General features: G+C 63.4%; 19 protein-coding genes. 9 read left to right on the plus strand and 10 right to left on the minus strand.

Going from position 1 to position 24,468, the window contains the following annotated elements; genetic code table 11:
- Positions 1-28 precede the first annotated feature (28 nt).
- Positions 29-622 carry an invasion associated locus B family protein gene (locus AC1RQ5_RS04020; RefSeq protein ID WP_493197165.1) on the minus strand — a complete coding sequence of 198 codons (594 nt, stop codon included), beginning with the start codon at positions 620-622 and terminating at the stop codon, positions 29-31.
- Between the two features lie 224 nt (positions 623-846).
- Between AC1RQ5_RS04020 and AC1RQ5_RS04025 the strand changes: the two genes are divergently transcribed.
- A complete protein-coding gene (locus AC1RQ5_RS04025; RefSeq protein WP_493203300.1) occupies positions 847-1,821 on the plus strand; it encodes an NADPH:quinone oxidoreductase family protein in 975 nt (324 codons plus the stop codon).
- 12 nt (positions 1,822-1,833) lie between these two features.
- Here the strand turns inward: AC1RQ5_RS04025 and pdeM are convergent, their stop codons facing one another.
- The 4 genes from pdeM to AC1RQ5_RS04045 all read right to left on the minus strand — a co-directional run bounded on the left by pdeM (position 1,834) and on the right by AC1RQ5_RS04045 (position 7,905).
- The gene (gene pdeM, locus AC1RQ5_RS04030; protein ID WP_493197166.1) at positions 1,834-2,526 is read right to left on the minus strand and encodes a ligase-associated DNA damage response endonuclease PdeM; all 693 of its coding nucleotides are present in this window, start codon (positions 2,524-2,526) and stop codon (positions 1,834-1,836) included.
- Between the two features lie 90 nt (positions 2,527-2,616).
- Entirely contained in the window at positions 2,617-5,277 is a 2,661-nt protein-coding gene (locus tag AC1RQ5_RS04035; protein WP_493197167.1) for a ligase-associated DNA damage response DEXH box helicase, read from the minus strand.
- A gap of 141 nt (positions 5,278-5,418) precedes the next feature.
- Positions 5,419-6,633: an ABC transporter substrate-binding protein gene (locus tag AC1RQ5_RS04040; protein ID WP_398484384.1), complete on the minus strand. Its 1,215-nt coding sequence runs from the start codon at positions 6,631-6,633 to the stop codon at positions 5,419-5,421.
- A 99-nt stretch (positions 6,634-6,732) separates the two neighbouring features.
- The gene (locus tag AC1RQ5_RS04045) at positions 6,733-7,905 is read right to left on the minus strand and encodes an ABC transporter substrate-binding protein (protein ID WP_493203302.1); all 1,173 of its coding nucleotides are present in this window, start codon (positions 7,903-7,905) and stop codon (positions 6,733-6,735) included.
- A gap of 390 nt (positions 7,906-8,295) precedes the next feature.
- Here AC1RQ5_RS04045 and AC1RQ5_RS04050 point away from each other — a divergent pair, with 390 nt between their 5' ends.
- Both AC1RQ5_RS04050 and AC1RQ5_RS04055 read left to right on the plus strand, forming a co-directional pair.
- Positions 8,296-9,666 (plus strand): outer membrane protein, encoded by a 1,371-nt coding sequence (locus AC1RQ5_RS04050; RefSeq protein ID WP_493197168.1) that lies wholly within the window; start codon positions 8,296-8,298, stop codon positions 9,664-9,666.
- 169 nt (positions 9,667-9,835) lie between these two features.
- A complete protein-coding gene (locus AC1RQ5_RS04055) occupies positions 9,836-11,230 on the plus strand; it encodes an outer membrane protein (RefSeq protein WP_493197169.1) in 1,395 nt (464 codons plus the stop codon).
- Positions 11,231-11,300: 70 nt separating this feature from the next.
- Here AC1RQ5_RS04055 and AC1RQ5_RS04060 read toward each other — a convergent pair whose 3' ends face one another.
- Positions 11,301-12,209 (minus strand): class I SAM-dependent DNA methyltransferase, encoded by a 909-nt coding sequence (locus tag AC1RQ5_RS04060; protein ID WP_493197170.1) that lies wholly within the window; start codon positions 12,207-12,209, stop codon positions 11,301-11,303.
- 88 nt (positions 12,210-12,297) lie between these two features.
- Here AC1RQ5_RS04060 and AC1RQ5_RS04065 point away from each other — a divergent pair, with 88 nt between their 5' ends.
- The 4 genes from AC1RQ5_RS04065 (at position 12,298) to AC1RQ5_RS04080 (ending at position 17,183) form a co-directional block, all read left to right on the plus strand.
- A complete protein-coding gene (locus tag AC1RQ5_RS04065; protein ID WP_398484394.1) occupies positions 12,298-13,338 on the plus strand; it encodes a ligase-associated DNA damage response exonuclease in 1,041 nt (346 codons plus the stop codon).
- A complete protein-coding gene (locus tag AC1RQ5_RS04070; protein WP_493197171.1) occupies positions 13,335-15,143 on the plus strand; it encodes a cisplatin damage response ATP-dependent DNA ligase in 1,809 nt (602 codons plus the stop codon). The genes AC1RQ5_RS04065 and AC1RQ5_RS04070 overlap by 4 nt, the downstream gene beginning before the upstream one ends.
- A gap of 218 nt (positions 15,144-15,361) precedes the next feature.
- Entirely contained in the window at positions 15,362-15,676 is a 315-nt protein-coding gene (locus AC1RQ5_RS04075; RefSeq protein ID WP_493197172.1) for a DUF6460 domain-containing protein, read from the plus strand.
- 175 nt (positions 15,677-15,851) lie between these two features.
- On the plus strand, positions 15,852-17,183 hold the full coding sequence (locus tag AC1RQ5_RS04080) for an MATE family efflux transporter (protein ID WP_493197173.1): 1,332 nt from the start codon (positions 15,852-15,854) through the stop codon (positions 17,181-17,183).
- Positions 17,184-17,305: 122 nt separating this feature from the next.
- On the opposite strand, the gene AC1RQ5_RS04085 is transcribed toward AC1RQ5_RS04080, so the two are convergent.
- Together AC1RQ5_RS04085 and AC1RQ5_RS04090 are read right to left on the minus strand one after the other, a co-directional pair.
- Positions 17,306-18,400 carry a quinone-dependent dihydroorotate dehydrogenase gene (locus AC1RQ5_RS04085; RefSeq protein ID WP_493197174.1) on the minus strand — a complete coding sequence of 365 codons (1,095 nt, stop codon included), beginning with the start codon at positions 18,398-18,400 and terminating at the stop codon, positions 17,306-17,308.
- The gene (locus tag AC1RQ5_RS04090; RefSeq protein ID WP_493203305.1) at positions 18,401-18,742 is read right to left on the minus strand and encodes a DUF952 domain-containing protein; all 342 of its coding nucleotides are present in this window, start codon (positions 18,740-18,742) and stop codon (positions 18,401-18,403) included.
- 236 nt (positions 18,743-18,978) lie between these two features.
- On the opposite strand from AC1RQ5_RS04090, the gene AC1RQ5_RS04095 reads away from it, so the two are divergent.
- The gene (locus AC1RQ5_RS04095) at positions 18,979-19,608 is read left to right on the plus strand and encodes a S24 family peptidase (RefSeq protein WP_398481742.1); all 630 of its coding nucleotides are present in this window, start codon (positions 18,979-18,981) and stop codon (positions 19,606-19,608) included.
- A 133-nt stretch (positions 19,609-19,741) separates the two neighbouring features.
- Here the strand turns inward: AC1RQ5_RS04095 and AC1RQ5_RS04100 are convergent, their stop codons facing one another.
- A complete protein-coding gene (locus AC1RQ5_RS04100) occupies positions 19,742-21,382 on the minus strand; it encodes a lysine--tRNA ligase (protein WP_493197175.1) in 1,641 nt (546 codons plus the stop codon).
- 71 nt (positions 21,383-21,453) lie between these two features.
- On the minus strand, positions 21,454-22,395 hold the full coding sequence (locus tag AC1RQ5_RS04105) for an ABC transporter substrate-binding protein (RefSeq protein WP_493197176.1): 942 nt from the start codon (positions 22,393-22,395) through the stop codon (positions 21,454-21,456).
- Positions 22,396-22,484: 89 nt separating this feature from the next.
- On the opposite strand from AC1RQ5_RS04105, the gene AC1RQ5_RS04110 reads away from it, so the two are divergent.
- Positions 22,485-24,443, plus strand: coding sequence for a glycosyltransferase (locus AC1RQ5_RS04110; protein ID WP_493197177.1), 1,959 nt, complete (start codon positions 22,485-22,487; stop codon positions 24,441-24,443).
- Positions 24,444-24,468 lie beyond the last annotated feature (25 nt).

The raw sequence follows: 24,468 nt of genomic DNA on the forward strand, positions 1-24,468 counted from the left end.
CTTCGCTCAACCCATCCTACGTGAGCGGTTACCGCCGGCACTCCTGCGCAACCTTGTCCAGCGCCTGGGCCAGGCCCTTCATCGAGAAGGAATCGATCGTCTCGGTACCCTTGGCGGAAACGCCCTTCACGGTCACGTCGCCCGCCTTGCGCAGCGCCTCGACGAGACGTTCTTCCTCGGCGGCGTTCTTGATCCAGAGACCGTCGCCCTGCGTGTACATCGCAAACTTCGCGCCGCCGACATCGAGCGTCGACTCATAGCCGGGCTTCAGCTGATAGCCGATCATGATCGAGACTTCGTTGCTGACCTTCTCGGCCGGGCGGGTCGAGATGAAAGCGTAAGCGGGATCGCGCGGCCGGTTGGCGGGATTGGTCTTCGATGACGCTGGCTTTGCCAGCGCGAAACAGACCTTCTTGCCGCCTGGTGCTGCGGTGTAGGCGCCCCATGGACCGAACTGGCCAAGCAGTGTCGGCTCGGCGCTGCCGGCCGCGGCCGGCGCCGGCGCTTGCTTGGCCGCCGGTGCAGCCTTGCCCTTGGCAGCCGTCTGCGCTTGCGCAAGACCGGTACCGCCGATCATCGCCACGCTCAAGGATACAACTGTCAGGATTCGCCGCACGGACATCAGGTGTCGATCCTCTATCTTTGTGACTGGAAGATGGCCTGGAATCACGCGCGCCATGGACATCTGCCAATAGACGGAATGTGCTTGTTTGAAAAGGCACACGCCACATGGCGGAATATCGCAAGGCTGTCGTAGCCCGCATGGAGCGAAGCGCAATGACGGTTGCGGGTCGCGCGTAAATCCTTCACAACTTTCTCAACTGTCACGATGAAGGTCAGATGATCATGAAAGCCATTCTCTGCTCGCAATATTGCGAACCCGACGATCTCATTTTTGCCGATGTGGAGGATCCCGTTGCCGGCGAGGGCCAGGTGGTCATCGCCATCAAATCGGCGGCACTGAATTTCTTCGACATCCTGATGATCCAGGGCAAGTACCAGATCAAGCCGCCATTCCCGTTCTCGCCGGCCGCGGAAGTCGCGGGCGTGATCGAGAGCGTTGGCGCCGGCGTCACGTCGCTGAAGGTCGGCGATCGCGTTGTCGCCTCCATCGGTCACAACGGTGCCCGGCAGAAAGTGGCCGCAGTCGCGACGTCCGTGATCAAGATTCCCGACAATCTCGACTTCGATCGCGCGGCCGGTGTCATCGTGATCTACGGCACCGCGCTGCATGCGCTGGAAGATCGTGCGTCGCCGAAGCCCGGTGAAACGCTGGCTGTGCTCGGCGCGGCCGGTGGCACCGGTCTGGCTGCATGCGAACTCGGCAAGCTGCTCGGCCTGAAAGTCATCGCCTGCGCATCGTCGGACGAGAAGCTCGAATTCGCCAAGCAGCATGGCGCCGAGCTCACCCTGAACTACGCGAAGGAAGATCTCAAGGAAGGCCTCAAGAGCCTCACCGGCGGCAAGGGCGTCGATATCATCTTCGATCCGGTCGGCGGAAAGTATGCAGAGTCTGCTTTGCGCGCGATTGCGTGGGAAGGCCGCTTCCTGGTGATCGGCTTTGCGGCCGGCGACATTCCAAAAATGCCGCTTAATCTCGCGCTGCTGAAGGGCTGCGACATCCGTGGCGTGTTCTGGGGCGCCTGGGTGCGGCAGAACCACGACAAATATCGCGCGAGCATCACCAAGCTCTTGAACTGGGCCGCCGAGGGCAAGATCTCGGCCCATGTGGACCGCACCTTCCCGCTGGAGAAAACGGCGGAAGCGATGAAGGTGCTGGGTGGTCGTCAGGCCATGGGCAAGGTGATCCTGCATCCGTAAGACGGAGCGGGATCAACAACAGCGCGAGGCGGCGATCGCATGCATGCGGTGGTCGCCGAGCACATGGGCGACGAAGCCGAGAGACCGGAAGATTTTTGCGAAAGCCGCATCGCGGATGCTGAGGCCGCCGGTATAGGCGCCGAAGGCCGGCATCACGGCGCGTTCTCCGTCCGTGGCGAAGCATCGGCGCTCCATCGCCCGTCCGCGCGCGCTGACCCGCGCCTTCGGATGCAGGTGGCCGGCGATCTCGCCAAGGGCACCGGTCGGCTCATGGCGGAACGTGATGGCGCCGATGGCGATTTCGTCAGCGACCGTACCACCAAGATCCGAGGGCAGCGCCGGATCGTGATTGCCGGAAATCCAGATCCAGTCGCGTCGCGCCTGCAGCGCGCCGAGCACGTCGCGATTGGCCGGTGAGAGGCGCTGATGCGCGTCGCGATCGTGAAAACTGTCGCCGAGCGCGATCACGGTGCGCGGATCATGCCGCGCGATCACCGCACCGAGACGGCCGAGGGTGGCGATGGTGTCATAAGGCGGCAGCAGCACGCCGCGCATGGCGTAGCTCGAGCCTTTCTCCAGATGCAGGTCGGACACGATCAGCGCTCGCTGCTCTTCCCAATACAGCGCACCCGACAGATCCGCCGCCAGCGTGACGCCGGCGATGGTGACGGAACTCGTGTCATTGGTGAGCGACTCGGCAAGCATGATGTCTTGTAGGATGGGTTGAGCGTCAGCGATACCCATCACCGCGCGCGTCGAGCCTGTTGTGATGGGTATCGCTTCGCTCAACCCATCCTACGGGTTCGGCGATTCCATCGCTTCTTTCACCAGTTCCTCCGCCGCCTCGGCCAGCAGCGCATCCGATGCCTCGCCAAACACCTGCTCGCGGCCGATTTCCAGCATGACCGGGACCGCCAGCGGCGAGACGCGCTCAAGTTCCCGATGCACGATACGGCCCTGGATGCGCGTCAGCATGTCGCTCAGCCGTCGCAGATCGAGCAATCCCGTTGCGGCATCCGCGCGCGCCGCGCGCAGGAGCAGATGATCGGGCTGATGCTTTCGCAGCACGTCGTAGATGAGGTCGGTCGAGAACAGCACCTGGCGGCGCGATTTTTCCGCGTCGGTGAAGCGCGTATGGATCAGGCCGGAGATCACGGCGCAGGTGCGGAACGTGCGCTTCATCAGCGCGGATTCCGCGAGCCACGCTTCGAGATCGTCACCGAGCATGTCGGGATCGAACAAGGCGGCGAGATCAAGCCGGCCCTGCCGGATCATATGCGAGACGTCGCCGAGCCCCCACACCGCCAGCGCATATTCATTGGCGACAAAGCCCAGCGGCCGCGCGCGCGCGCGTTCCAGCCGGCGTGTCAGCAGCATGCCGAGGGTCTGATGCGCAAGGCGGCCTTCGAACGGATAGCAGACGAGATAGAACTTGTTGGCGCGCGGAAACGTCTCGATCACGAGTTCGCGCACGCCCGGCACATGCGAGACATGCGCCTGCAGTGACAGCCATTCGCGCACCTGATCGGGCAGGCCTTTCCACGCCCGCTCATTGTCGAGCAGTTTTCGCACGCGTTCGGCGAGATAGGTGGAGAGCGGAAACTTGCCGCCCATATAGGAGGGCACTTTCGGATCCGAATCATTGGAGCGCGAGACATAGACATGGTCCTCGACCAGCGCCTCGTAACGCACCACTTCGCCGCCGAACACAAAGGTGTCGCCGAGCACGAGATTCTCGACGAAATATTCCTCGATCTGGCCGAGCATGCGCCCGCCGCGGGCGATGGCGCCGGTCGATCCCTTGGCCCCGCCGCGGGCGCGCACCAGGCGCACCTTCAGCATCGACTCCTCGACAATGGTGCCGATATTCATCCGATACATCTGGCGCACCTTCTGATTGGTGACGCGCCATTTGCCGTCCTTGTCCTGCTTGATGCGCGCGAAGCGCTCATAGGTCTTCAGCGCATAGCCCCCGGAGGCGACGAAATCGACGGTGTCGTCGAAATCGGTGCGGGCGAGTTCGGAATAGGGCGCTGCGGAGCGCACCTCGTCATAGAGTTCGTCAGCCAGAAACGGCGCGCCGCAGGCGCAGCCAAGCACATGCTGCGCAAGTACATCGAGCGCACCGGTCCGCAGCGGCGGCGTGTCCTGCGCATTCTCGGCGACGGCATCGATGGCCGCCCGGCATTCCAGCACCTCGAAACGATTGGCCGGCACCAGCACCGCGCGCGAGGCGGCATCGAGACGATGATTGGCGCGGCCGATCCGCTGCATCAAACGCGACGAGCCCTTGGGCGCGCCGACATTGACCACGAGATCGACATCGCCCCAGTCGATGCCAAGATCGAGCGATGACGTACAGACCACGCCGCGCAGTTTGCCGGCAGTCATCGCGTCCTCGACCTTGCGGCGCTGGCCGACATCGAGCGAGCCGTGATGGAGAGCAATGGCGAGGTTGTCGTCATTCACACGCCAGAGATCCTGGAACAGCATTTCCGCCTGGCTGCGGGTATTGACGAACACCAGCGTGGTCTTGTTGGCCTTGACGAGATCGTAGATCTCGCCGAGCGCATGGCGGGCGGAATGGCCGGCCCAGGGCAGGCGCTCCTTGCTGTCGAGCATCTCCACCACCGGCTCGGCCGCGCCGCCGGCGACGACAATGTCTGCGGCGACGCTGATGCCGACAGGCTGTGGCACGAGGAATCGTGCAAGCGATTCGGGCTCGGCGACAGTCGCGGAGAGGCCGATGGCACGCATTTGCGGGGCAAGCTTCCAGAGTCGCGCGAGGCCAAGCGAAAGCAGATCGCCGCGTTTCGACGTGACCAGTGCATGGAGTTCATCGAGCACCACGCGCTTGAGCGACGAGAACAGGAATGGCGCATCGTCGGACGACAGCAGGAGTGCGAGTTGCTCCGGCGTCGTCAGCAGAATGTCCGGCGGATATTTCCGCTGCCGTGCCCGCCGCGATGTCGGCGTGTCGCCGGTGCGGGTCTCAACCTTGATCGGCAGCTTCATCTCGGCGATCGGCGTTTCGAGATTGCGTGCGATATCGACCGCGAGGGCTTTCAGCGGCGAGATGTAAAGCGTGTGCAGCACTCTGCCTTCTCCCCGCGTGCGGGGAGAAGGTGGCGCGGACGCAGTCCGCGTCGGATGAGGAGTAGCCTCCGCGAACTGTGGCGCTTGTGGGGGCTCCCCCTCACCCGCCGCTTCGCGTCGACCTCTCCCCGCAAGCGGGGAGAGGTTAGGGACCGCGCTCAGCTCCACCAGCGTCGGCAAAAACCCCGCCAGTGTCTTGCCGGCGCCGGTTGGTGCGATCAGCAGCGCGGAACGATCGGCGCGTGCTTTCTCCAGCAATGCCAGCTGATGCGCGCGCGGTGACCAGCCCCGCTGGGCGAACCAGCGGGTGAATGTCTCGGGCAGGAGATCAGGTTTCGAGGCGGATTTACGCGGCGGCACCCGATCAATCTAGGTGCTCGCCGCCGTCATTGCGAGACGTGGCCGTAGGGCGGATGAGCGAAGCGTCATCCGCCAGCCGGGTTTATTATTGACACTCCGCGGCGGATGACGGCTTCGCCTCATCCGCCCTACGGATGCCCCTTACTCCGTCATCGGCTTCTCGGAAATATCCCAGTCCTTGCCGTTGAAGATCGAGATATAGAGCGTCTTCATCGGCGTATAGTTGTCTGGCGTGTAGCTGTAGGTCACGCCGTCCAGCATATAGGGCGAGTGGAAGCCGGTGAGGTTCTGCGCCTGCTTCAGCACATTGGCGCGGGTGAGATCATCGCCGCAGCGGCGCAGGATTTCGCCCATGGTCACCGCCTGACCGTAGCCGGCATAGGCGATGGTATTGTCGGGATCGACATTGGGCAGATACTTCTTGCGCAGGTCCTCGAAGGCCATCACCTCCGGATCCTTCTCGAATTGCGGCGTGCCGACTTCTTTCGAATAGCGGATCGCGACGATGCCCTTGGCATTCTCGATCCCCGCGGCGTTCAGAATCGAGCGCCCGGTGGAGCCCGCCGACAGCAGATGCAGCGGCTTCCAGCCGAGTTCGGCGACCTTGCGGATCGACTGCGACGTCGCCTTGCCGGTGCTGATATTATAGAAAACATCCGCACCCGATTTCGCCAGATTGATCAGCTGCGAATCGATGGTCGGGTCGGTGAGATCGTAGGTGACTTCCGCGATCACTTTTGCGGTGCCGCCGGCCTTGGCCAGTTCGTCCTTGAAGGGGCCGAGGAAGTCGCGTCCGAAATCATCGTTCTGGTAGAGAATGCCGACCTTGGCATTCGGCTTCACGCTGACGACATGCTTGGCGAGAATGCGCGCTTCGGTGGGATAGAGCGGCAGGCCGGCCATGGTCCATTTGAAATTCTTCGGATCGTTCCACTTCGACGCGCCGGTATTGAGCAGCAGCTGCGGCACGCCCTTGGAATTGAGATATTTGTGTACGGCGGTCTGCGGTGCGGTGCCGAGCGAGCCATAGAGAGCGAGCACCTCTTCCTGCTCGACGAGTCGTCGTGTCGCTTCCACGGCCTTCGGCGCGCTATAGGCGTCGTCGAGCGAGAGGAACTTGACCTTGCGGCCATTGATGCCGCCCTTCTCGTTGAGCATCTGGAAATAGGCTTCGCCGACACGGCCGAGCACGCCATAGAGTGAGCCCGGTCCGCTATGCGGCACGGTCTGGCCGATCTTGATCTCGGTATCGCTGGCGCCGGGATCGTATTTCTTTTGGGCAAACGCGCTGTGTGCGCCCAATGGAAGGATGGCAACGGCCGCAATCAACGCGGACGCAAATGTCCCCTTGGTCATGATGGTCTCCCTGAATTTGTTGGCCCGGCTCTTTGTGAGTCCGATTGGGTCGTCCGCTCCCCGGCGCTCGCGCCGGGGAGTAGTCGTCGAGAGTTGCGCTTACTGGCTCACCGGCTTGTCCGAGAGATCCCAGTCGGAGCCGTTGAAAGTGCCGACATAGAGCGCCTTGATGGTGGTGTAGTCGGTCGGCGTGAAGCCATAGGTGATGCCGGGCAAAAACACCGGCGCGCGATAGCCGTCGAGATTGGTGGCGTGCTTCAGCACATTCTCGCGCGTCAGCTCGTCGCCGCAGCGGCGAAGGATCTCGGCCATGGTCACCGCCTGGGAATAGCCCTGGAAGGCAATCGTGTTGTCGGGGTCGACATTGGGCAGATACTTCTTGCGCAGCTCCTGGAAGGCGATGACGTCCGCGTCGTCCTTCCACTTCTCGCTGCCGACTTCCTTGGTGTAGCTCATGGCCACGATGCCCTTGGCATTGTCCGCGCCGGCGGCATTGAGGATCGAGCGGCCGCTGGAGGTCGAGACCAGCAGATGCAGCGGCTTCCAGCCGAGTTCGGCCACCTTGCGGATCGTTTGCGAGGTCGCCTTGCCGGTGGAGATGTTGAAGAAGGTGTCGGCGCCGGACTTCGACAGGTTGATCAGCTGGGAATCGATGGTCGGGTCGGTGAGGTCATAGGAGGCCTCCGCCATCACCTTTGCCTTGCCGCCGGCCTCGGCCAGGATCTCCTTGAATGAATTCATGAAATCCTTTCCGAACTCGTCGTTCTGGTAAAGGATCGCGACCTTCGCCTCAGGCTTGGTCTGGGTCAGGTAGCGGGCAATGATGCGGCCTTCCGTGGAGTAGATAGGCAGGCCCGGCGTGGTCCACTTGAACTCCTTCGGATTGTTCCAGCGGGACGCACCGGTGTTCAGCAGCAGCTGTGGCACCTTCTTGGTGTTGAGATATTTTTGCACGGCGGACTGTGGCGCGGTGCCGAGCGAGCCGAACAGTGCCAGCACCTCGTCCTGCTCCACGAGACGGCGCGTGGCCTCCACAGCCTTGGGGGCACTATAGGCGTCATCCAGCGACTGGAAGTTGATCTTGCGGCCATTGATGCCGCCCTTCTCGTTCAGCATCTGGAAATAGGCCGCCTGGGTGCGGCCGATCACCCCGTAAAGTGAGCCTGCGCCGCTATGCGGGATGGTTTGTCCGAGCTTGATTTCCGTATCGCTGGCGCCCGGATCGTATTTCTTGTCCGCCCCGAGGGCCGTCGTGGTGACGGCCGAGAGCATCGCGGCACCGGCCGCGAGCGTGAGGACGGAATGGTGACGTGACGGCATTCTCAGTTTCTCCCTGTTGCCCGCCTCTCGCGGGCGTATTGGGCCGCCGCCGCGTTGCTCGCGGTCTGCTGGCCGGAATGCATCCTGTGCGGGCGCAGCAGGCTTGGCAATCCCTTCACGATTGCGAGATCTCTGTTGCCGGTCGGCTCATTGGGAGAAGGATCTTGCCGAGGGCTCCGTGCCCGATCGCGCAATGCCAGCTAAATTGAGCTAAACACTTATTTAACCGCTCCTTTTGCGCCTCAGGCCATTTGTTGCAATCTGGTCAGGTGTGGCTGCCCGGATACAGCCAGATGGACTCGACTCCCGTATCTTCCCAGAACAATTCAAATGGGGTCCACCATGAAACGTATCCTCCTCGCCAGCGCCGCGCTGATCGGAACCGCCGTCACCGCGCAGGCAGCTGACCTCGCCGTGAAGGCCCCTTATTACAAAGCCCCGATCGTCGCTGTTTACAACTGGTCCGGCTTCTACTTCGGTGTGAACGCCGGTGTCGGCATCGGCCGCGACCGTATCCTGCACAGCTACACCAACAACGACTCGATCTACCGTTCGCCCCAGGGCGCCTTCGGTGGCGCGCAGATCGGTTGGAATTGGCAGACCGATTCGCTGCTCGGCCCGATCGTTTACGGCCTCGAAGCCGACTTCCAGGGCAGCGGCCTGACCGGCGGTGGCGCCAATGTCGCCGGCCCCGGCCCGGTCCTGAACGCGGTTCAGTATAACAACAGCCTGGATTGGTTCGGCACCGTGCGCGGTCGCGTCGGTCTCGCCACTGGCCCGGTCCTCAGCTACTTCACCGGTGGTTTTGCTTACGGCAACGTCAAGAGCTCGATCACCGAAGCCGGCGTTGGCACCTTCACCTCGGATCGTACGGCCACGGGCTGGACCATCGGCAGCGGCGTCGAAGCTTCGCTGGGTGGCAACTGGACCGGCAAGATTGAATATCTCTACCTCAATCTCGGCAACCGCTACGGCACGACCTTCGGCACCCCGGCCCAGCTGGCCAACACCGAACTGCGTGACAACCTGTTCCGCGTCGGCCTGAACTATCGCATCGGTGGCAACAGCGCCTACACCCCGGTGGCTGCGGCGAACTGGACCGGCTGGTATCTCGGCGGCAACGTCGGTTCGGGCACGGGTCGTGATCGCACCTATCTCGGCGCCCCTGCCGGCGGCGGCGAGCAGTTCAGCCTGAACCCCGATGGCGTCAACGGTGGTGGCCAGATCGGCTACAACTGGCAGGCTGCTAACTGGGTGTACGGCCTCGAAGCCGATATCCAGGCTTCCAGCCAGCGTGACCAGAAGACTGTCGTCGCGCTCGGCACCGTCGCTTACGATCACAAGCTGCCCTGGTTCGGCACCGTTCGCGGCCGTCTCGGCTACTCGGTCGGTTCGACCCTGTTCTACGCCACCGGCGGTTACGCCTATGGCGGCGTGAAGAACACGCTGACCGATCTCACCAGCGGTGCGTCGGTGAGCTTCTCGAATACCCAGGGCGGCTGGACCGCCGGCGCTGGCATCGAGACCCCGTTCAAGCTGCTCGGCCTGTTCGGACCGAACTGGACCAGCAAGACCGAATATCTCTATGTCGATCTCGGTCGCAAAACCGATGTGCTGCCGAATGGCAACATCACCAGCACCGGCGTTACCGAACACATCTTCCGCACCGGCCTGAACTATCACTTCAACACCCCGGTCGTTGCGAAGTACTGATCACGATAACAAAAGCGTCAAACAGCAAAGCCCCGGCCGAAAGGCCGGGGTTTTTGTTTGATCCTATGTCTCAGCGGCATGGTGTCGCGGTGAATGTACCAATAGCGCTACAGCATTTTTGCAGTCGCCCGCTATAACCTCCCGCATCGATACGATTGCGGGGGCCATCTTGAAGTATCTCGTCACGACTGCAGCGCTGCTCGGTACGTCCATCACAGCGCAGGCCGCCGATCTTGCCGTGAAGGCCCCCTATCTCAAGGCTCCCATCGCATCGGTCTATGACTGGACCGGGTTCTATATCGGCGCCAATGCCGGCATTGGCCTCGGCCGCAACAAGGCGGAGCTGGCGAGCTTCGGCGGCACCACGCCGTCCCTCAACACCACCTATCTCGCGCCTCACGGCGCATTTGGCGGTGCCCAGGCCGGTTACAACTGGCAGACCGGCTCCGTGTTCGGACCGCTGGTGTTGGGCATCGAGGCCGATATCCAGGGTGCCGGCCTGCGCGATGATTTCACCAATCTGCGGATCGGCGAAGCCACCGCCTACGACCAGCGGCTCGACTGGTTCGGCACGGTGCGTGGTCGCATCGGCCGCGCCGACGGGCCGGTCTTCAGTTACGCCACCGCCGGCTACGCCTATGGCAGCGTCCGGACCACGCTCAACCAGACCTCCATCGGCATCACCGATTTCGGCAACCGCATTCATCATGGCTGGACCTATGGCGGCGGCGTCGAAGCGGCGCTCGGTGGCAACTGGTCAGCGAAGATCGAGGCGCTCTATGTCAATCTCGGCAACAAGAGCGACGTGTTCGAAGCCGGCGCCCAGACGCTCAATACCGAATTGCGCGAGCGCATTTATCGCGTCGGCCTGAACTATCGCATCGGCGGCAATGGCAGCTATGTGGCGCCGCCACCTGCGAACTGGGCCGGTCTCTATCTCGGCGGCAATGTCGGTGGCGGCTGGGCACGCAACCGCACATCCTATGTGTTCTCCAACGCCAATGAGGCCTTCAACCTGTCGCCGGAGGGTTTTATCGGCGGTGGCCAGATCGGTTACAACTGGCAGGCCGGGGGTTGGGTGGCCGGCATCGAGGCTGATATTCAAGGCTCCCTGCAGCGCGACGACGACGCTTGCATTACGCGCTGCCTCGTCACCCAGAGTTCGTCCTTCGACTCCAAGCTGCCCTGGCTCGGTACCGTGCGCGGTCGCCTCGGTTATTCGCTCGGCTCCACGTTGTTTTATGGCACCGCCGGTTACGCCTATGGCGGTGTGAAAACGCGGATCATGGCTGTGGGTCTCGGCGCTCCCGTCGATGTCACGGCCTCGGGCAGCCGCAGCGGCTGGACCGTCGGCGGCGGCATCGAGCGGCCGTTCACGTTCTTCGGCCTGTTCGGACCGAACTGGACCAGCAAGAGCGAATATCTCTATGTCGATCTCGGCTCGGCGTCCGATACGCTGGTTTCTGGCAACCGCACCATTACGGTCGGTTCAAATGTCAAGGAACACATCTTCCGCACGGGCGTGAACTATCACTTCAACAGCCCGGTGATCGCGAAATACTGATCGCGACTGCGAGCCGAACAAAACAAACCCCGGCCTCGTGGCCGGGGTTTTTGTTTGTCCCGTCGTTCGATCAGGCTTTTGAAGCCACGAGCACAAGACTAGGCACGGGTACCTCACGCTCGGTGCGGATCGACGCATTGTCGATGCGCGCGACGATGAAGCCAGCGTCGCCAAGCAGGCCGCGCAGATGCGCTTCGCTTTGTGCAAAGCGCAGCCCGGCGCCGAGCAAAACGCCGTCGCCATCATGTGTCTCTGCTGTGAACGCGAATAACCCACCAGGCTTGAGCACGCGGGCCGCTTCGATGAAGAGCGGTGCGAGATCGTGGATGTAGATCATCATATCGGCGGCAAGGACGAGAGCCGCGCTTGCATCCGCGAGATGGTGTAGCCCTTCGACCGCATCGGCAGTCTCCAGTGCCTTGTAGAGTTCAGTCGCGCGTGCGCGCTTGATCATCTCGGCCGAGAGATCGATGCCGATGAATTCGTCGACGCAATTTTTGAAAGCTTGTGCGGCGAGTCCCGTGCCGCAGCCGAGATCGATGGCGCGGTGAAAACTCATGGGCCGCGCTTGGGCTTCGCACGTCCTCGTCACCGCCTCGAACAGCAGCGCCGGTCCGCGATAGCCGAGTTCGCCGACCAGCGACTGCTCGAATTTGGGAGCATATTGGTCATAAAGCTTTGTCACATATTGCCGCGACATGGCCGCAAGATTGCCACCGGTTAGCCGCAACAGCCGCAAGTCTGCCCCAAGAAAATCGGCGCCATTTGCCGCCTTTGCGCGCCGAAATGCGTCGATTGCACCGGTTTTGTCGCCTTGCCGCTCGCGCACATCGCCGAGCGCGAACCAGGCCGAGGCGAAATCCGGCGCCAGTTCGATCGCCTGCATGAACAGGTCGGCGGCCCCCGCAAGATCGCCCCGGAGTTCCAGATCACGTCCATAATCGAAACGACGGTCGGCGATCATTTCGCCGGATGACATGAACACATGCGCCATAAGGGAACCCGGCAAAGCGAGGGGCGTTCGCTCGACGACTTCAACCGGCCCCGCGCGGGCCTATATCATGAACATGCGCCCGCAAGACATCCTGATCCCCGAACCCGCCGGCCTGCTCTGCAAACCCGGTGGCTTTCACATCGATCCGGTCCGCCCCGTCGATCGCGCGGTCATCACCCACGGCCATTCCGACCACGCCCGTCCCGGCCACGGTGCCGTGCTGGCGACGCGGGAAACGCTGGACATGATGCGGCTGCGCTATGGCGAGAATTTTGCCGGGAGTACGCAGGAGATTTCCTACGGCGAAAGCGTGAGGCTCGGCGATGTCACCATCTCCTGCCATCCGGCCGGACATGTGCTCGGCTCCGCGCAGATGGCGGTGACCTGCAAGGGCACCTGTATCGTGGCGTCCGGCGATTACAAGGACGCCTACGATCCGACCTGCACGCCATTCGAGGTGGTGCCGTGTGATGTGTTCATCACCGAAGCGACATTTGGCTTGCCGGTGTTTCGCCATGGCGCTGCTGCGGATGAAGTGAGGAAATTGCTCGCCTCTGTCGCGCTGTTTCCGGAGCGGGCGCATCTGGTCGGGGCTTACTCGCTGGGCAAGGCGCAGCGCGTAATCAAGTTGATCCGTGAAGCCGGCTATGATGCGCCGATCTATCTGCACGGCGCGATGGAGAAGATTTCTTACTACTATCAGGAGCGCGGCATCGATCTCGGCGAGCTGCGTCCGGTGAAGGGCGTGAAGAAGGCCGAGCTCGCCGGCACCATCACGCTGGCGCCGCCATCGGCCACGTCGGATCTGTGGACGCGGCGGTTTCCCGATCCCGTCACGGCCTTCGCCTCCGGCTGGATGCGTGTGCGCGCGCGGGCGAGGCAACGCGGGATCGAGCTTCCGCTCATCATTTCGGATCATGCGGACTGGGACGGGTTGTGCGCCACCATCGGCGCGACGGGTGCCGGCGAGATCTGGGTCACGCATGGGCAGGAGGATGCGCTGGTGCATTGGTGCCAGAGCAAGGGCCTGATCGCGCGGCCGCTGGCGCTGGTGGGCTACGGCGACGAGGAGGAAGAAGAGACGCTTCCGCCCGGCGAGAGTGCGGACGCATGAACCGCTTTGCCGAATTGCTCGATCGTCTCGCCTATGAGCCCGGCCGCAACAACAAGCTGCGGCTGCTGGTCGGGTATTTTCGCGAGGTGCCTGATCCCGACCGCGGCTACGCGCTGGCGGCGCTGACGGGCGCATTGTCGTTCAAGCATGCGAAAGCGGGGCTCATTCGCGATCTCATCGCGTCGCGGGTCGATCCGGTGCTGTTTGAACTCTCTTACGATTATGTCGGTGATCTTTCGGAGACGGTCGCTCTGATGTGGCCTGCCCCACGTGCCGCCCTGTCTTCACCTCTCCCCACCGGGGAGAGGTCGTCGCCGAAGGCGGCGGGTGAGGGGGCTTCCACAAGCAATGTCGCCGGTGACTCCCCCTCACCCGGATCGCAAGGGCGATCCGACCTCTCCCCGGTGGGGCGAGGTGAAGATGGAGCGCCTCCGCAATTTCACAACAACCCGCCGCCGCCCACACTCACCGACGTCGTCACCACGCTCCGCACCCTCGGCAAGGCCGAACTCCCCGCGCAGCTCGCGCGCTGGCTCGACGAACTCGACGAGACCGGACGCTGGGCGCTGCTCAAGCTCGTCACCGGCGCGCTGCGGATCGGCATTTCTGCGCGGCTTGCGAAGACGGCTGCGGCGATGCTTGGCGAGAAAGATGCCCATGATGTCGAGCTGATCTGGCCCGGTCTCGCGCCGCCTTATGGCGAGTTGTTCGCGTGGCTCGAAGGGCGCGCCGAGAAGCCGGTCAATCTCGATCCCGCACCGTTCCGGCCGGTGATGCTGGCGCATGCCGTCGAGGACGGCGATCTTGCCAGTCTTAATGCTGAGGAATTCACTGCCGAATGGAAATGGGACGGCATCCGCATCCAGGCCAATAGCGGCATCGGCGAGGACGGCAAGCTCGTCACGCGACTGTATTCGCGATCGGGCGAGGACATCACCGCGAGCTTTCCCGATCTGGTGCCGTCATTGCGTTTGCCCGGTGCCATCGATGGCGAGCTGCTGGTGCTGCGTGACAAGCGCGTGCAGTCGTTCAACGTGTTGCAGCAGCGGCTCAATCGCAAGAGCGTGACGCCGAAGCTGATGAAGGACTATCCGATCCATCTGCGCGCCTATGACTTGCTCAGTGATGGCGAAAACGATCTGCGCGAATTGCCGTTCGAGGAGCGCCGCAGGAAGCTGGAAGCGTTCATCGCGGAACTCGATGATGATCGCATCGATCTGTCCGAGCAGATCGCCTTTGCCGATTGGGACGCGCTCACAGCCGCGCGCGCCGACCCGGCCAGCGCAGGTGCCGGCGAGGATGCCGAGGCGGTCGAAGGCGTGATGCTGAAGCGGCGCGATTCCGCTTATGTGCCGGGGCGGCCGAAAGGGCAGTGGTGGAAGTGGAAACGCGATCCGCACATCATCGATGCCGTGCTGATGTATGCGCAGCGCGGCCATGGCAAGCGGTCGTCGTTCTATTCGGATTACACCTTTGGTGTCTGGACGGATGACGATGACGGCGATCGGTTGGTGCCGGTGGGTAAGGCGTATTTCGGTTTCACCGATGAGGAACTGTCGCAGATCGATCGCTTCGTACGTCGCAATACGACGGAGAAATTCGGGCCGGTACGTCATGTGACGCATGAGCCGGACAAGGGGCTGGTGCTGGAAGTGGCCTTTGAAGGGCTGGCGCGGTCGCCGCGGCACAAGTCCGGTGTCGCGATGCGTTTTCCGCGCATCAGCAGGTTGCGCTGGGACAAGCCACCGCGCGAGGCGGACCGGCTGGAGACGTTGGAGCGGATGTTGAAGGCCGAGGTGACCTAACTCCGCCCCTCATGGTGAGGAGGCGCGTAGCGCCGTCTCGAACCATGAGCTGTTGGCTGCCCTGAGCTTGCGGCCATCCTTCGAGACGCCGCTGCGCGGCTCCTCAGGATGAGGGGAAGAGTGTGGGGTGGCTCTCCGCGATCTTGACCTCGCGCCCCTGTTCCCCATCTCCCCCATACACACTATGATGTCAGCGCCATTTCGCGCAGGAGACCATGATGCAGCCAAACGAGACCCGCGACGCTTCGGGGCGCAGCCTGCCGGCACAGAATGACGGCCTGTCACGCTTCCTCGGCGGATCGCCGCTGGCCGTGCTCGGACGCCTTGTGCTGCTGTCGGTGCTGGTCGGCGTGGTGCTGGCGGCCATCGGGTTCGATCCGTGGAATATCGTCTACAGCATCCGCCGCCTGTTCCAGTGGATCTATGATTTCGGCTACGATGCCATCAGCGGGCTGTGGCGCTATTTCCTGCTCGGCGCCGTGATCGTGGTGCCGATCTGGTTGCTGTCGCGGCTGTTTTCCTCGCGGCGGTGAGGGCTGACGACGTCGCGGTGTGTAGGATGGGTTGAGCGCAGCGATACCCATCACCGCATGCGCTCGTTGTGATGGGTATCGCTGACGCTCAACCCATCCTACTTTCTTACTCTATCACTCCCGTTGCCGTTTACTGGGTTGCCCGGTCAAGCCGGGCAACGACAGAAGCTGCACAATGACTTCGGACACGCCCTCCCAAACCTTCCGCCCCGCCACCACCCGCGATGTGTTCGCCATCGCGGGGCCGGCGATGCTGGCCAATCTCACCACGCCGATGCTCGGCATCGTCGCCACGATGGCGATCGGCCGGCTCGGCGATGCGACGCTGCTTGGTGGCGTGGCGATGGCGTCGGTGCTGTTCGACTGCACATTCTGGCTGTTCGGCTTCCTGCGCATGAGCACCGTGGCCTTCACCGCGCAGGCCTTGGGTGCGGGTGACAAACAGGAGCTGCGTGCGCTGCTGCCGCGCGGCTTCGTCATCTCCGGCGCCATCGGCGCGCTGCTGATCCTGCTGCAGGTGCCGATCGCCTATGCGCTGCTCACGGCCATGGGTGGCAGCGATGGGGTCACCGATGCCGCGCATCGCTACTTTACCATCCGCATCTGGTCGGCGCCGCTGGTGCTGTCGAATTTTGTCGTGGTCGGCTGGCTGGTCGGCCAGGCGCGCGCGTCGCTGGCGCTCATGGTGCAGATCGTCATCAATGTCGTGAGCATGGCAGCGACGCTGCTGCTCGTATTGGTGCTCGACATGGGCATCACCGGTGCAGCGCTGGCGGCGATCATCGCCGAAGGCACGGGTTTTATGCTCGGCCTCGTCATCGCATGGCGGATCACGGGCGGGCGGCTCACACTGCCATGGGCGGTGCTGCTGGAGCGCGAGAAGCTCAAACATGTGATGGCGGTCAATCGCGACATCATGATCCGTACGGCAGCGCTGATCGCGGCGTTCCTGTTTTTCACGGCGCAGGGGGCGCGGGCCGGCGACCAGATCCTCGCCGCCAATGCGGTGCTCAATAATTTCCTGCTGATCTCGTCATTCTTTCTCGACGGGCTCGCCACCGCGGCCGAGCAGATCTGCGGCCGCGCCTATGGTGCGCGCAACCGCATCGGCTTTGCCAGCGCGGTGCGGCTGGTGGTGCGGTGGGGCTTCGGCTTCGCCGTTGTGCTCAGCGCGATCTATGCGCTCGGCGGCGGTGCGTTGATCGATGCGATGACGGCGAGTGCCGATGTGCGGGTGCTGGCGCGCGAATTTCTCTGGCTGGTGGCGCTGGCGCCGGTGCTGGGTGTGTTTGCCTTCGCCTATGATGGCGTGTTCATCGGCGCCACCTGGGCGCGCGACATGCGCAATCTGATGGTGCTGTCGCTGCTGTGTTTCCTGGCCGCGTGGTGGCTGTTGCGTCCGTGGGGCAATGCGGGGCTATGGGGCGCATTGCTGGTGCATTATGTGGCGCGCGGCGGATTGCAGGCGGTGAGGTATCCGGCGTTGTTGCGGAAGTCGTTTGGGTAGCTCTATGTGTCATCGCCCGGCTTGACCGGGCGATCCAGTAAACACTGGTGTCTGCGTGTAATCACTGGCGGCGGTGTATACTGGGTCACCCGGTCAAGCCGGGTGACGACAACCGAGAGAGCTCAAACCGGCCAATCTTCTGCGGTGATCGTTGCGGCATCGGCGCCCACGATCTCCGACAGCGAATCGCGCCCCGTGCGCAGCAGGGTCGAGGACAGGTCCGCCTTGATCGCCTCGACCAGCCCCAGACCCTTATAGACCAGCGACGAATAGACCTGGATCAGGCTCGCACCGGCGCGGATCTTCGTCAGTGCTGCGCCACCGCTATCGATGCCGCCGGCGCCGATCAGCGGGAAGGCGCCTTCCACGCGCACGAAGGTTTCCGCCACCATGCGCGTCGAGAGCCGGAACAGCGGCCGGCCGGACAGGCCGCCGGTTTCCTGCGCCTTTGTCTTGTCGCGCAGAGTGGGCGGGCGGCCGATGGTCGTGTTCGCGACGATCATGCCATCGACGCCGCGCGAGCGGGCGACATGCACGACATCGTCGAGATCGGCGAGACCAAGATCCGGCGCGATCTTGAGCAGCACGGGCGAGTCGCCGGCGGTCTTGCGGACGCGGTCGCGGGCTTCGATGACGCGGGCGAGCAGATCGTTCAGCTCCGAGGCCTGCTGCAGGTTGCGCAAGCCCGGCGTGTTCGGCGAGGAGACATTGACGGTGAAATAGCTCGCGACCGGCGCAAAGGTCTCGATCAGTTTGACATAGTCCTGCGTGCGATCGGTCGATTCCTTGTTGGCCCCGACATTGACGCCGACGATACCGCCGCGCTGCGCGCGCGCGGCAAGGCGCGCCAGCACGGGCTCGGCGCCTTCGCTGTTGAAGCCGAAGCGGTTGATGACAGCTTCATCGCGCTCCAGGCGAAACAAACGCGGGCGCGGATTGCCGGGCTGCGGCAGCGGCGTCACCGTGCCGATCTCGGCAAAGCCGAAGCCGAGGCGCAGCAGCGCGTCGGGCGCTTCGGCATGTTTGTCGAAGCCGGCGGCGATGCCGACGGGGTTCGGGAAATTCAGGCCGAAGGCGCGGACTGCGAGTTTCGGATCATCGGGGCGTGGCTTGGCATAAGGCAGCAGCTTCAGGCCGCGAATGGCGAGGCGGTGGGCATCTTCCGCATCCAGCATACGCAGCATCGGCAGGGACAAGGCATCGAAGGCACGGATCACTTAACTTAACTCCGGAATGACATGGCTGCCGTCGGCGCGCAGGCGCAGGTCCATGACGGCGGTGACGGTGCCCAGATCGAGCTCGCCATAAAGATGCGGAAACAGGTCGCCGCCGCGGGAGGGCTCCCAGCGCAGCTCATCACCGAGTGCGTCCCGGTCCACCGCGATCAGGAACAGGCCGCTCTGGCCGGCATAATGTTTCGCGAGCGTGCCTTCGAGCTGGGCGGCGGTGGAGAAGTGGATGAAGCCATCCCGGATGTCATCGGCGCTGCCACGATAAGTGCCCTGGCGCTCGGCTTCGCGCCACTGTGGCGCCGGACAGATTTTATAGATGCTGCGCAATCGCCGGGCTTTCAGGGTTGTCGGGCTTTCCCGGTTGTTCTGGAGGCGTGCGGACAACCCTTCATGGGTGTCGGCCGCCGACCGTATCGGCGGCAACCTCTCAACTCAAGGCCGCACATTTTTTTCAGATGATGGTTGCGTAAATGGCGGAACCCCGGCAATAATTCCTAGTTGCTGCCACGATTCAGCGCGCCGGCCGCATGCCGGGCCAGGACGCCATGCCGAGGGACGAGACCATGCTGACCCATGCCCAGATCTGGAACGCGCTCGACCTGCTCGCCGAACGCAATGGTTTGACCGCCTCCGCGCTCGCCAAGAAAGCGGGGCTGGATGCGACCACGTTCAACAAGTCCAAGCGCATCACCAATGAGGGGCGCGAGCGCTGGCCCTCCACCGAATCGGTGTCGAAGGCGCTGCAGGCCACCAATGTGCCGATCGACGCCTTCGTCGCGCTGATCGAGGGCACGCGCAAGATCGTGCAATCGGTGCCGCTGCTGGGCTTCGCGCAAGCGGGGCAGGGCGGTTTCTTCGACGACGCCGGTTTTCCTGTCGGCAGCAAGGGCTGGGACGAAGTCGGCCTGCCCTCGGTGAATGACGAGCATGCCTATGCGCTGACGATCTCGGGCGACTCGATGAAGCCGGCCTATCGCGATGGCGACATCATCGTGGTGTCGCCGAGCGCGCAGATCCGCAAGGGCGACCGCGTGGTGGTGAAAACCAAGGACGGCGAGGTGATGGCCAAGGAGCTGAAGCGGCGCACCACAAAGCTGCTGGAGCTGCAGTCGCTGAACGCAAACCATGCGGATCGCAGTTTTGCCGTGCAGGATATCGACTGGATCGCGCGCATCGTGTGGGCGAGCCAGTAGAATTCGTTTCGGGGCTGCACACTTGTCATCGCCCGGCGCGACCGGGCGATCCAGTAAACACGGGCGTTTGTGCTTATCGCCGCCAGTGGTGTGTGCTGGGTCACCCGGTCGAGCCGGGTGACGACAGCGAGAGTTACGCGCTCCGTGCCAGTGCGCCGTCGATCATGCTGATCGCGTTCTGCACGCCGTAGACGGCCACGAACGAGCCGAAGCGCGGGCCCTTCTCCTGGCCGAGCAGCACCTGATACAGCATATTGAACCAGTCCAGCGACACGCCGGGACGGCCATCCTTGGCGGGCTTCTTGTGGTCGAGGAACGGTTCGCGGCGACCGATCTCATAGACCGTGTTCTGGATGTCCTCGGCGCTGGCGTCTGTTGCCAGGCGCGACAGCGCATCGCGCAGATCCTGCAGCGCCACGCGCTCGATCTCGGTGGGCTCGCGGAAGGTTTTCGTGGGCGCCACGAAATCGCGATAGTAATTGATCGCGTAGCCGACCATCGCATCCAGCTTCGGATGCGTTGCTGCACTCACGCCCGGACGATAGCGGCCGATGAAGCCCCAGAGCGTGTCGGCGTTTTCCGCGTTGGACGACGACACCAGCGTCAGCAGGAGCTGGAACGTGACCGGCATATCGATTTGCGGCGGATTGCCGGCATGCAGATGCCAGACCGGATTGGACAGGCGCTGCTTCGGATCCTGGCGGTTATAGCCGTCGAGGAACTGCTGATACTCGTCGACATTGCGCGGGATCACGTCGAAGAACAGCCGCTTCGCCGCCTTCGGCTCGCGATACATGAACAGCGACAGCGATTCCGGCGAGGCATAGCGCAGCCATTCGTCGATGGTGAGGCCGTTGCCCTTCGACTTCGAGATCTTGCCGCCGTTTTCGTCGAGGAAGAGCTCGTAATTGAAACCTTCCGGCGCGGTGCCGCCAAGTGCTGCGCAGATCTTGCCGGACAGCTTGACGGAATCGATGAGATCCTTGCCGGCCATTTCGTAATCGACACCAAGCGCGGCCCAGCGCAGCGCCCAGTCGGCCTTCCACTGGCACTTCACGGCGCCGCCGGTGACGGGCGTGGTGACCTCTTCATTCGTATCCGGATCGATATAGGTGATCGTGCCCGCCTTCACGTCGCGGGCAATCATCGGCACCTGCAGCACCACGCCGGTGGTCTTGCTGACCGGCAGGAACGGCGAGTAAGTCGCGCGACGATCAGGGCCGAGGGTCGGCAGGATGATGTCCATCACCTTGTCGTAGACTTCCAGCATGCGCAGCAGCGTGGCGTCGAAACGACCGGAGGCGTAGTAGTCGGTGCTTGATGCGAATTCGTAGTCGAAGCCGAAGTGATCAAGGAAGGCGCGCAGGCGTGCGTTATTGGCGGCGCCGAATGAAATGCCTTCTTCGATCGGATCCGGCACGGCGGTCAGCGGCTTGCCGAGATGCTTGGCCAGCATCTCCTTGTTGGGCACATTGTCCGGCACCTTGCGGAAACCGTCCATGTCGTCGGAGAAAGCGAGCAGGCGGGTCTTGATCTTGTCTTCCGTCAGCACGCGAAAGGCATGGCGCACCATGGTGGTGCGCGCCACTTCGCCAAAGGTGCCGATATGCGGCAGGCCCGAGGGGCCGTAACCGGTCTCGAACAGCACTTCGTCTTTCGGGCTTTTCTTCAGACGCGCCACCAGCGCCTTCGCCTGCTCGAACGGCCAGGCGTTGGAAGTCTCGGCGAGCGCGCGCAGCTCGCTCGGGCTCATGGTGGGTTCAGAAGTAGACATCGTGATTGGGCCTCCGGGCCGCGGAACCTAGCGGCTCCGCACCGAAATGCCAAACCGCCACATGTGAGAAATCAGAACGGGCTGACGGAAAAGTATTTCAGCCACAGATCGGTGTAGCGGCCCTTTTCCCAGGTGCGGAACAGGGCCCAGTTCAGCGCCTGGCGCAGCGTGTCATTGCCCTTGCGGACGCCGATGCCGATGCCTTCGCCGAAGAAGCGGCTCTCGATAAACGGGCCGCCCGAAAAAGCGCAGCAATCGCCGGAATCGCTGCCATTGACCCAGAAGGCCAGCGAGATGGCGTCGCCGAAAATAACATCGACCTCGCTCTTGCGCAGGGCCGCGCGCAGCATCTCCTCGTTCGGCTGCGGCACAAGCACGGCGTCAGTGAACATCGCCTTGAGGAAGGCCTCATGCGCGGTGCCGGCGATGACGCCGATCTTCTTGCCCTCGAGATATTCCGGCCGCATCTCCTTCAGCACCGCATCCTTGCGCGCCACGAAGCGGCCGGGGGCGCGATAATAGGGATCGGTGAAATCGACGCGGGCGCGGATCGCAGGCGTCACCGCCATGGAGGCGATGATGGCGTCGCCGCGATTGCTGGCGATGGCATCCAGCAGCGTTTCGAAGCGGCGCATCTGGATGGTGCAGGTGACCTTGATCTCCTCGCAGAGCTGGCGCGCGAGATCGACATTGAAGCCGGCCGGATTGCCGTCGGGGCCGGTGTAATTGAACGGCGGATAATCGGTTTCGGTGAGGAAACGGATCACCGTGAGGCGCGACAGGTCCGGGCGCTCAGGCCGGCGGCGAGGGTCCCAGAATCCGGGAACGGCCTGCGCGCCGGGCTGGCTGCCCTGCTGGATGGACAGGCTTGGCGCCAGCGGTGGCACGGGAGGCTGACCTTGGGCCTGTGCGCTCCAAGGCAGCAACGCGCCCACGAAACAAAGCGCACGCAAGGTTGCGCGTGCCGCGCGATGCGGTATTCGGTTGCTGAAACTAACCATCTGTGGTTGCATGGAGGCGTGTCCGGACGCGGTCTTATAGACCATCCTGCCGGAGACGCGAGTGGCGTTTGTGGCATCGTTTGTGGCGTGGGGGGCGGTGCATGGCCCTGTTGGACCATGGCGGGGAGCCGGAACCGTTTGTCGGCGGGACTGCGTTGGCGCCGGAGCGCCGGCGGCGTCCGCTGGAGCATGACCCTCGTCGCCCTGAACCCGTTCCGCAGATCGCGCCCGAACTCGATTGCCTGCGCGGCCTCGTCCCGTCCCTGACGCTGCAGGCAGCGACCAATCGAAGCCGCAGGCTCGGCATCGGCGCCGACCGCGTTCTGATCGATTGGGGCGTCATTAATGAGGCCGCTTATCTCGGGCGACTTGCCGGGCATCTCGGCATCCCTATCGCCCGGCTCCACCACGCCGACCGTCGTCGATGTCTGCTACCGCCCGAGCAATTTGCGCAGGCCGCGACACTCGGCATGTTCCAGATCCGGCGTGATGACAGTGTGCGCTTCGTCGTTGCCTCACGCTGCTTGTCTGCACGCATGCTGTGCGAAATCGCTGTCGCGCGGCCCGACCTGATCGCAGGTTTCGAGCTGGCCACGGCTGAAGACTTCAATCGCTTCCTCACGGACCATGCAGGAGATGCGCTCGCACGAGAGGCCGCGGAAGGGCTGTCCCGACGCTGGCCGGGCCTGTCGGCTGCATCGCGCGCGCAGACACGGTGGCAAAAGTTCTGGCGCGCAGCGATCATCCTTGGCATTGCCGGGATCATTGCCATTCCGTCGCTGCTCGGCGAGGTGATCTGGAGCGGTGTGCTGACCGCCACTTTCGTTGTCTTCGCCGGCTTTCGCTTTCTCGGCTGCCTGGTGCCGCGCCTGCCGGCGCCCAGGCGTCGGCATCTCCCGGATGCAGAACTGCCGATCTATACGGTGATGATCGCGCTCTATCGCGAGGCCACGTCTGTGGCGCCGCTGCTGCAGGCGATCGCGGATCTCGATTATCCCCGTGAGAAGCTTGACGTCATCCTGGTTACCGAGGCCGAAGACGAGAGCACCCGGCAGGCCATCGCGCGGCTGCAGCCGATGCCGCATGTGCAGGTGATCACGGTGCCGGCCATCGGCCCGCAGACCAAGCCGAAAGCGCTGAACTACGCGCTGCCATTTGCGCGCGGCAGTTTTGTCGCGGTGTTCGATGCGGAGGATCGGATGGAGCCACGGCAATTGCGTGCTGCGCTCGACGCCTTCGATCATCATGGGCCTGACATCGCCTGCGTGCAGGCGAGTTTGACGATCGACAACGCGTCGGAAAGCCTGCTGTCGCGCATGTTCGCGGCCGAATATGCCGGGCAGTTCGATGTGCTGCTGCACGGCCTGTCAGCGCTGCATCTGCCACTGCCGCTGGGCGGATCGTCCAATCATTTCCGTATCGACGTGCTGCGCCATGTCGGCGGCTGGGATGCTTGGAACGTCACCGAGGATGCCGATCTCGGCATTCGTCTGGCGCGGTTCGGCTATCGTTGCGTGACGTTTGCTTCGACGACCTATGAAGAAGCACCGGTGCATGTCAGCGCCTGGTTGCGGCAGCGCTCGCGCTGGATGAAGGGCTGGATGCAGACGACCGCCGTGCATCTGCGCAGCCCGTGGCGCCTGTGGCGCGATGTGGGCACGGTGAAAGCGCTCGGTGTTGCAGTCATTGCCGGCAGCAATGTGTTGACGGCGCTTGCCTATCCCCTGCTGCTTGTCGAGATCGCTCTGTTCGCCGGCCGCGCGGGCGTCACGGGGAGTCTGTCCGGCTTTCTCGTCGATATGCTGATGCCACTGCATCTGACGGCGATCTCGGCGGGCTATTTTGCCACCGTCACCGTCGGCCTAATGGGGCTGGCGCGGCGCAGGCAGCAGATGCGACACGCGTGGATCTTGCTGCTGGCGCCGCTGTATTGGGGGCTGCTGTCGATCGCCGCGTGGCGCGCGCTCTGGCAATTGCTGCGCGAGCCGCATCGCTGGGAGAAGACACAGCATGCGGTGTCGCCAAGGAGCAAGGCGGTGAGGATGGGGCTGAGATCGTAGGATGGGTTGAGCGTAGCGATACTCA

The sequence above is a fragment of the Tardiphaga sp. GW821-FHT12E02 genome, assembly GCF_058807155.1.

Bases quoted from the DNA above. Each gene is read 5' to 3' on its own strand.
- AC1RQ5_RS04045 (WP_493203302.1), bottom strand. From the start codon at position 7,905: ATGCTCTCGGCCGTCACCACGACGGCCCTCGGGGCGGACAAGAAATAC.
- AC1RQ5_RS04065 (WP_398484394.1), top strand. From the start codon at position 12,298: ATGCGCCCGCAAGACATCCTGATCCCCGAACCCGCCGGCCTGCTCTGC.
- AC1RQ5_RS04060 (WP_493197170.1), bottom strand. From the start codon at position 12,209: ATGTCATCCGGCGAAATGATCGCCGACCGTCGTTTCGATTATGGACGT.
- AC1RQ5_RS04075 (WP_493197172.1), top strand. From the start codon at position 15,362: ATGCAGCCAAACGAGACCCGCGACGCTTCGGGGCGCAGCCTGCCGGCA.
- AC1RQ5_RS04020 (WP_493197165.1), bottom strand. From the start codon at position 622: ATGTCCGTGCGGCGAATCCTGACAGTTGTATCCTTGAGCGTGGCGATG.
- AC1RQ5_RS04080 (WP_493197173.1), top strand. From the start codon at position 15,852: ATGACTTCGGACACGCCCTCCCAAACCTTCCGCCCCGCCACCACCCGC.
- AC1RQ5_RS04095 (WP_398481742.1), top strand. From the start codon at position 18,979: ATGCTGACCCATGCCCAGATCTGGAACGCGCTCGACCTGCTCGCCGAA.
- AC1RQ5_RS04050 (WP_493197168.1), top strand. From the start codon at position 8,296: ATGAAACGTATCCTCCTCGCCAGCGCCGCGCTGATCGGAACCGCCGTC.
- AC1RQ5_RS04025 (WP_493203300.1), top strand. From the start codon at position 847: ATGAAAGCCATTCTCTGCTCGCAATATTGCGAACCCGACGATCTCATT.
- AC1RQ5_RS04105 (WP_493197176.1), bottom strand. From the start codon at position 22,395: ATGCAACCACAGATGGTTAGTTTCAGCAACCGAATACCGCATCGCGCG.
- pdeM (WP_493197166.1), bottom strand. From the start codon at position 2,526: ATGCTTGCCGAGTCGCTCACCAATGACACGAGTTCCGTCACCATCGCC.
- AC1RQ5_RS04100 (WP_493197175.1), bottom strand. From the start codon at position 21,382: ATGTCTACTTCTGAACCCACCATGAGCCCGAGCGAGCTGCGCGCGCTC.
- AC1RQ5_RS04040 (WP_398484384.1), bottom strand. From the start codon at position 6,633: ATGACCAAGGGGACATTTGCGTCCGCGTTGATTGCGGCCGTTGCCATC.
- AC1RQ5_RS04110 (WP_493197177.1), top strand. From the start codon at position 22,485: ATGGCCCTGTTGGACCATGGCGGGGAGCCGGAACCGTTTGTCGGCGGG.
- AC1RQ5_RS04070 (WP_493197171.1), top strand. From the start codon at position 13,335: ATGAACCGCTTTGCCGAATTGCTCGATCGTCTCGCCTATGAGCCCGGC.